Origin of the sequence: Streptomyces sp. NPDC047002 (assembly GCF_040704505.1) — a bacterium.
Classification (GTDB): Bacteria; Actinomycetota; Actinomycetes; order Streptomycetales; family Streptomycetaceae; genus Streptomyces.
Genome location: NZ_JBEYWC010000006.1, coordinates 69,851 through 76,078, shown reverse-complemented (window position 1 = coordinate 76,078; position 6,228 = coordinate 69,851). Strand labels below are relative to the sequence as shown.

Here is a 6,228-nt window from a genome sequence, read left to right as displayed (position 1 = left end):
CGAAGCCTCCTCGGCTCGTCCGTGTCACTCGTGCCGTGCGCGCCCAGTCGTTCACGAGCTCTCCGGGCCTCCCTTGTCGACGTACTCCTTCACGGAGTCCGGCATGGTCGGGTCCTCGGCGAGCAGCTGCGTCGGGTCGACCTCGCCCTTCAGCAGACCGCCCATGGTGACACCCGGCGGGAGCTGGTCCGACATCAGGTCCCCGACCTTCTCCATCGCGTCGGCCCTCGCCTGCGCGATGGTGGTCATCAGGACCTCGGCCAGCTCCTTCGGCGGCAGCCTGCGGTAGGCGGACGTCGGGAACTCGATCGCGGTGACCTCGCCCTGCGCGCCCACCGTCACCTTGACCGTCTGGCGGGGCGCGGTCGCGGTGCCGGTGGTCTCGTTGATGCGGCGGCGCGTCTCCACGGCCGCCTCGCGCTGGGCGCGGTACTGCGCGAGGAGGTCCTCGATCGGCTGGTCGTACGGCGAAGTCATCCGATCACCCCTGTGTCAGCGGGCGGTGCGCCCCATGTGTTCGTGTCCTGGACGAGCAGGTCAGCGATGCCGCGGCTCTCCTCGTCCTCGTCGTTGTCGTTCCTGCTCTTGTTCTTTCCGGCCTTGCCGCTCTTGCCGGCCTTCCCCGCCTTCCCGTTCTTCGCGTCCTTGCCGGGAGCGGCCTCCGCCTCCGGCTCCTCGCTCTCGGCCGGTACGTCGGGCATGGCGGCGGAGGACCGGTAGACCTGCCGCGGGAGGGACGTGGAGGCCGAGCCGGTCGTGCCGGCCGCCCCCGAACGGCTGGGCTTCCAGGTCGCGAGCGCGGGTTCCTCGTCCACGACGCCCGCGGCCGCGGGCGGGGGCGGCGGGGTCTCGCCCCAGGTGCCCTCGTCTGCGGACGCGTAGCCGGGCGCCCGGGCGTCACGCTCGTCCCCGGCGCGGCCCGACCACAGTCCCGGCACGAAGGGGCCGCCTCCGGCGTCCCAGGCCGCGGTGTCCTCCTCCAGCACCTCGTCGCCCGAGGCGCGCAGGACCGCCACCCGGTCGTCGGGCCCGTCGCCGTACGGAGCCTCGGGGCCGTCAGGGCCGTCGAGTTCGGTGTCGAACTCGTCCTCGGGGCCGGGGCCGCCGCCCGCAGGCGGGTCGTCGTCCCCGCCGCCCTCGTCGGGGCGTCCCTCGGCCTTCTCGTCGCCTTCGGCCCCGCCGCGCTTCTCGTCCTTGTCCCGCTCGTCCTCGGTCTTGCGAGAGGTGCCGACCGGCACGCCGACGAGCACGATCCCGTCGGGGCGGTGCCTGTCGTGGTGCTCCCCTGCCCCGGCCGCGCCCTCGCGGCTGGCGCCCGCCGGGTCGCCCGCTGCGCGGTCCGACCCCTCGGCGTCCGCGCCGGAAGCGCCGGTCCCCCGGGCCCCCGCGCCGCTCTGGCCGCCGCTGCCCGAGCCGCTGCCGCCTGCGGTACGGCCCGCACCGGAACCGGCCCCGCCGGAACCGGCCGCGCCGGAGCCGGCGGCCGCGGAGGCCGCGGAGGCCGCCCCGAGGCCCGCACCCGCCGTCGCCGCCGCGGCGGTCGACGCGGCCGACGACTCCGCACCGGTGCCGCCGGTGCCGTCGTTACCGCCGGTCGCGTCGGGGCCGTCGGGGGCGCCCAGTTCGGACGTCCACTCCGCGTCGTCGTCGAACGAGCCCGTGGGGCCCTGCGGTTCCGTGGTGGCCTGCACGGTCCGGTCCTGTCCTGTCGCCACTGCGGGCGTGCCCTGCAAAACCGTGGCAGCGGGAGCCGCAGGAGCTGCGGGAGCTGCCGGGGCCGCAGGAGCGGTCGGCGCCGCAGGAGCCGCGGGCCCGCTCGCCGCCGCGGGAGCGCTCGACGCCGCCGGCTCCGAGGCCGCCGCGCCTGTCCCGGGTGCGGCGGACGTACGCGTCGCGTCCGTGCCCGTACCGGCCCCCGAAGCGGCCGCTGCCGCCCCGGCGACCGCCGCCACCGCGCCCGCGACGGCCGCAGCGCCGGCGACCGCGGCCCCGGTGCTCACGCCGCCGGTGGTCGCCGTCAGGCCCTCGCCGCCCGCGGGCGCGCCGTCGGTGGCCGGTTCGCCGTCCGTGTCGTCGCCGGTCCACGCGTCGTCGCTCGGTTCGAGCAGCGCCGACGCGTCGGAGCGCTCACCCTGGTCGCCGCCGGCCGGCGCGCCGGCGCCGCTGCCGCCGTACGGGAGGTACGGGGCGCCCTCGCCCGCGGCGGCCGTCGCGGGCTCGCCGTCGCTCGTCGCGAACGCGGTCCGCACGCCGGGCGCCGCGCCGGTGTCGGAGCCGACCTCGACGTCGCCGTCCGCATCGCCGGTCCACGGCTCCGCGCTCGGGTCGAGCAGCGCGGACGCGTCGGACGGCTCGCCGCCCGTGCCCTGCTGCCCCGCGCCGCCGCCCATGCCGCCGCCCATGCCGGGCATGAACGGCATCCCGGCGCCCGGAGTCCCGGCCGCCGCCTCCTCGCCGTCGAGGCCCGGGAACGCGGCCGCGTTCTCGTCCGGCAGGTCGAGGCCCTCGCCGCCGGCGTCCGTACCGAGATCGGAACCGACCTCGCCATCCACCGCAGGATCACCCGTCCACGGCGCGACACTCGGATCCAACAGGCCCGAGGCGTCGGACGGTTCACCGCCCGCACCACCCTGCTGACCCGCACCGCCACCCATACCGCCACCCATGCCCGGCATGAACGGCATCCCACTGCCACCGGTACTGGTACCACCGGTGAACGGCATCGCCGCAAGCGACTCGTCGTTCGGCAGATGCAGACCCTCACCACCCGCGTCCGTACCGAGATCGGAACCGACCTCGCCATCCACCGCAGGATCACCCGTCCACGGCGCGACACTCGGATCCAACAGGCCCGAAGCATCGGACGGTTCACCGCCCGCACCACCCTGCTGACCCGCACCGCCACCCATACCGCCACCCATGCCCGGCATGAACGGCATCCCACTGCCACCCGTGCTGGTACCACCGGTGAACGGCATCGCCGCAAGCGACTCGTCGTTCGGCAGATGCAGACCCTCACCACCCGCGTCCGTACCGAGATCGGAACCGACCTCGCCATCCACCGCAGGATCACCCGTCCACGGCGCGACACTCGGATCCAACAGGCCCGAAGCATCGGACGGTTCGCCACCCGCACCCTGCTGACCCGCACCGCCACCCATACCGCCCATGGGCGAGAACGGCATCCCGCTGCCACCGGTGCTGGTGCCGCCGGTGAACGGGGAGGCCGCGAGGTTCTCGGAGGGGAAGCCCGACTGCAGGGCGTTGTTCTTGAGCCCCGCGGGGTTGGCGAGCGAGGACGGCAGGCCGGACTCGGTCGACTTGCTGCCGGGGAAGGCCGCGGGCTTGACCGAGCCGAGGCCGCTGCCAATGCCGTCGGTGTCCGGCATGCCGAGGCCCTTGCCGCCGGTACCCGTCGAGCCGGGGAACTCCTCCGCGGGCAGGTTGGACTTGAAGGCGTTCGGAGAACTCGTCGCCAGGCTCTTGAAGTTGGGCAAGTTGCCCGCGCCGTTCGTGCCCGTGCTCCCGCCGAAAGCGGTCGGGCTGAAGGGGATGCCGTCGCCCGCGCCGAGGCTGCTGTCCCCGCCGACGCCCGTCGAGTCGGGGAAGCCTGCCGGGCTGGAGTTGGGGTTGAGCAGGCTGTCGAGGGCGTTCGGGTCGAGGGTGTCGGAGTCGGGGCCGCCCAGGTCGCTGCCGTTCGGCATGGCGAGCGCGCTCTTGGTGTTGAAGGGCAGGCCGGAGCCGTCGGTGCCGAGGCCGCCGGTGAACGGCGACGGGTTGGCGCTCAGGGCGTTGAAGGCGTTGGGGTTGAGCCCGTCGGCGCCGGTCGGGTCGTAGCCGCTGCCCGTGGTGTCGGTCGCACCGGGGAACGGCATGCCGTTCAGGTCGGTCGGGGTGAGGTCGGCGGGGGTCGGCGCCTCGAACGACGCCGGCTGGTAGTCCGGGATGTCGATGTCAGGACCGCCCGTCGTGTCCGGGCCGCCGTCCGGATTCGGGTTTCCCACGGGCGAGTTGACGCCGGAAGGCGAGTGCACGGAGTCGATGGTGACCTGGTACTCGCTCGCGAGGCTCTTGAGCACCGCCCGCATGTCGTTGCCCATCATCTCGACGAGCTGCGGCTTCTTGCTGATCGGGATGAGGCCGTTGTCCATGGGCGTGACGCCCATCTGGATGGCCTGGTCCGCGTACCAGTGGTCGATGTCGTGGATCTTGTTGATCGCGTTGGTGAGGTTCACCGCGTTGTCGGCGAGCTGCTGCGGCACGGAGTGGCCGCCGCCCGAACCGCCACCCAGCACATCGGCGTTGGCCTGCACCTGCTTGGAGAAGGTCTCCATCATGTCGAGGAACGCGTCGGCCGCGTCCCCCTTCCACGGCCCGTCGTCGCCCGCGAGCGCCTTCGCCTGGTCGCTGAGCGCCTTCGCCACGCCGCTGAGCGTCATCTGCACCTGGTAGAACGCGTCCGCCGCGTCCTGGAGGGACTGCGGGTCGGAGACCGACTGCGCGTGCTCCTCGTTGGAGTCGCTCTCGGTACCGGCGGACATGCCGACGATGGCCGCCATGATCTGCTTCCAGTCCCAGTTGTCATAGTCCGAGACCGATCCGCCGCCTTGGCCGGGATCACCGAAGACGCCGTCGTCGCTGTCCTTGAACCCGCCGCCGTCGTAGTCAGTTCCCATCCCGCTCACACTCTCCTGTCGACACCCGCGCCGCACCGCGGCCCGCACCCGCACCCTGCGCCGCCGACCCCCCGCCCGGCCCCGCCCCGTACGGGAGAACCGGGGAGGGGAACGGGCGGGAGGCCGACGGGCCGGGGGACTTCAGACTCAGCCCCCGTTGCCGTCCGTAGGCGAAAGGCCGGGGGTGCTGACCGCCCCGGTCCCGCCGTTGTCCGACATCATGGTGTTGAAGTCGTCGGTGACCCCGTCCATGGCGTCGGTGAGGTCCTTCGACTTCATGCCGTTGGCGTCGTCCACCGTCTTGTACTTCGCCGCCAGCGTCTTCACGCCCTCCCGCAGGTCGGTGAGACCGTTGGTGAGGTCGTTGAGGACCTTGATGTACTGCGCCTTGAGGCCGTCGTCGCCGTTCGTCCCCGTGACCTTCGTCCGGATCTGGTTGGCGTGGTAGAAGGCACCCGAGGCGACCGTGACGGGCGTGAGCGCGTCACTCGCCTTCTGCACCGGCTTGAGCAGCAGGTCGATGTTGGACGCGAACACGTCCATGGACGGGGTGTCCACCGACGTGCCCTTGCCCCCGCCGCCCTTCTTGGGCACCGCCGGCGGGGTGAAGGGGTCCGGGTTGTTGTACGTCCCGTGCCCCGTGCCGAGGTCGGACGAGCCGTCCCACTCCTGCGCCTTGTGCTCGGGTGGCGTAGGAGTCGGCGGCAGCGTGCCGTCGAGCGTTCCGTAAGTCATGACTCAGCCCTTCGAAAAGCCGTGGGTCCGGCGGTCCGGGCCCGTCAGCCCTGCCAGAGGCTCACGCCGTTGCGCTCGCCCTGGCCGTACGCCTCGTTGATGGTGCCGAGCTGCTGGGTGGCCTGGGTCGCCATGGTCTGCATCTCCGCGGCGGCCGCGTCCCACTTCGCCTTGGCGTCGTAGTACGTGTCCCGGGCGTCGCTCTGCCACTGGGCCAGGTCGTTCTTCGACTGGTCGTCCAGCTGCTGGAGCGTCTGCGCGATGCGCTGCGTGATGCTCTGCATCTCGCCGACGATGAAGTCGACCTGCTCCATCTGGACGGTGTACGTGGTCATGCTGGTGGCTCCTGGTGAGGTCGTGTGTGGGTGGGCTGCTTGTTACATGAAGCCCGGCAGGCCGCCGAGGTTGCCGGAGGAGATCAGCTGCTGCACCTGCTGCGCCTTGTCCTCGGTGTCCGAGTGGACGTTCGCGTAGACGCCGGTGTTCTGCGACAGCGTCTCCAGCATGCGCTGGAGCTGCTGGTTCACCGTGCGGAAGTCCTCCAGCCACTTGCCCATGGCGCCGTGGAAGATGGTCGCGGCCTGACCGGTCCAGGCCGGGCCGAGGGCCTCGATCTGGCCCTCCATGTTGGAGTACGAGCTGGACGACTCGTCCACAGCGGTCTGGAAGGTGCCCTGGGCACGCTTCATGCCCTCAATGTCAACTGAGGTGTTGCTGTTGGTTGCCACCTTGATTCCTCTCTGGTGAGACGGTCGCCGGGCCCGCTGCGCGGACGCCGGTCTCCCGCCGGGTGTCGGGACCCCACGGGCCCTGCGGG

At 72.5% G+C, this 6,228-nt stretch carries 5 protein-coding genes; all 5 read right to left on the bottom strand.

Features of this window, described 5'->3' with window-relative positions; genetic code table 11:
* Positions 1-51 precede the first annotated feature (51 nt).
* The 5 genes from AB0910_RS08465 to AB0910_RS08445 all read right to left on the bottom strand — a co-directional run bounded on the left by AB0910_RS08465 (position 52) and on the right by AB0910_RS08445 (position 6,139).
* Entirely contained in the window at positions 52-477 is a 426-nt protein-coding gene (locus AB0910_RS08465; RefSeq protein ID WP_366743759.1) for a YbaB/EbfC family nucleoid-associated protein, read from the bottom strand.
* Positions 474-4,676, bottom strand: a complete 4,203-nt coding sequence (locus tag AB0910_RS08460; protein WP_366743758.1) for a WXG100 family type VII secretion target — start codon at positions 4,674-4,676, stop codon at positions 474-476. The genes AB0910_RS08465 and AB0910_RS08460 overlap by 4 nt, the downstream gene beginning before the upstream one ends.
* A gap of 147 nt (positions 4,677-4,823) precedes the next feature.
* A complete protein-coding gene (locus tag AB0910_RS08455) occupies positions 4,824-5,411 on the bottom strand; it encodes a hypothetical protein (protein ID WP_366743757.1) in 588 nt (195 codons plus the stop codon).
* Positions 5,412-5,455: 44 nt separating this feature from the next.
* Positions 5,456-5,746: a WXG100 family type VII secretion target gene (locus AB0910_RS08450; protein WP_345655236.1), complete on the bottom strand. Its 291-nt coding sequence runs from the start codon at positions 5,744-5,746 to the stop codon at positions 5,456-5,458.
* 42 nt (positions 5,747-5,788) lie between these two features.
* Positions 5,789-6,139 (bottom strand): WXG100 family type VII secretion target, encoded by a 351-nt coding sequence (locus tag AB0910_RS08445; RefSeq protein ID WP_366743756.1) that lies wholly within the window; start codon positions 6,137-6,139, stop codon positions 5,789-5,791.
* Positions 6,140-6,228: the final 89 nt, after the last annotated feature.

Excerpts from the sequence above, each read along its gene's own strand:
- AB0910_RS08465 (WP_366743759.1), bottom strand. The coding sequence starts at position 477 with ATGACTTCGCCGTACGACCAGCCGATCGAGGACCTCCTCGCGCAGTAC.
- AB0910_RS08460 (WP_366743758.1), bottom strand. The coding sequence starts at position 4,676 with ATGGGAACTGACTACGACGGCGGCGGGTTCAAGGACAGCGACGACGGC.
- AB0910_RS08455 (WP_366743757.1), bottom strand. The coding sequence starts at position 5,411 with ATGACTTACGGAACGCTCGACGGCACGCTGCCGCCGACTCCTACGCCA.
- AB0910_RS08450 (WP_345655236.1), bottom strand. The coding sequence starts at position 5,746 with ATGACCACGTACACCGTCCAGATGGAGCAGGTCGACTTCATCGTCGGC.